The following is a 1070-nucleotide window of genomic DNA, read 5'->3' as shown; positions in this document are numbered from 1 at the left end:
GAGGTGCGGGGGGCCCGGGACGTGCAGCTCGCCGCCCCGGCCGGGCTGCCGCAGGTGACCGCCTCCTTACGCCCCGCGGACCTGCGCCACTGGGGCCTCGACGCGATCGAGGTGCTGGAGGCGGTGCGCACCGCCTACCAGGGCGACACGGTCGGCCAGACCTATGTCGGCAACGCGGTGTTCAACGTGCTGGTGATCCTCGACGCCCGGTCCCGCGGCCGGATCAGCGCGCTGGGCGACCTGCCCCTGCGCAATCCGGGCGGGCGCTACGTCCGGCTGTCCCAGGTCGCCGACATCTACGAGAGCACCGGCCGCTACCAGGTCCAGCACCAGGGCGCCCAGCGGGTCCAGACCGTGACGGCGGGTGTCGAGGGCCGGGACGTGGCCGGCTTCGTGGCGGCGGCGCGCGCCAAGATCGCCCGGTCGGTGCGCCTGCCGGAGGGCGTCTACGTCGCCTTCGCGGGGGCCGCGGAGGCGCAGGCGCAGGCCCGCACCGACCTCCTCGCCCATGCCGCGCTCGCCGGGTTCGGCATCGTGCTGCTGCTCGCCGTGGTGACCGGGTCGGGGGCCAACCTGCTGCTGGTGCTGGTGACCCTGCCCTTCGCGGGGCTGGGCGGGGTGGTCGCGATCGTGCTCACCGGGGGCGTGCTGTCCCTGGGCTCGATCGTCGGCTTCGTCACCCTGTCGGGGATCAGCCTGCGCAACAGCGTGATGATGATCGCCCATTACGAGCAGATGGTGCAGGCGGGCCGCCCCTGGGACCGGGCCACCGCCGTGGAGGGCGCCGCCGACCGGATGGTGCCGATCCTGATGACCTCCCTGGTCACCGGCCTCGGCCTGCTGCCGCTGGCGCTGGGGGCGGGCGAGCCCGGCCGGGAGATCGAGGGCCCGATGGCGCTGGTGATCCTGGGCGGCCTGGTCACCGCGACGCTGCTCACCCTGGCGATCCTGCCCGAGCTCGCCCTGCGCTTCGCCCGGTTCCGGGCTCCGGGGCCGGGGAGGGGGCTGGACGCGGAGTCCCGGGCCGCCTGAGGCGGGCCCGAGCCTGAGGCGTCGGACCGGTCCGCGGC

General features: G+C 75.4%; 1 protein-coding gene. It reads left to right on the top strand.

From position 1 onward, the window contains the following. On the top strand, positions 1–1032 hold a 1032-nt coding region (locus FV228_RS30620; RefSeq protein ID WP_147857842.1), incomplete at its 5' end, for an efflux RND transporter permease subunit. Positions 1033–1070 lie beyond the last annotated feature (38 nt).

This window comes from Methylobacterium sp. WL18, assembly GCF_008040015.1.
Lineage (GTDB): Bacteria > Pseudomonadota > Alphaproteobacteria > Rhizobiales > Beijerinckiaceae > Methylobacterium > Methylobacterium mesophilicum.
This window is presented reverse-complemented; position numbering and strand designations above follow the sequence as displayed.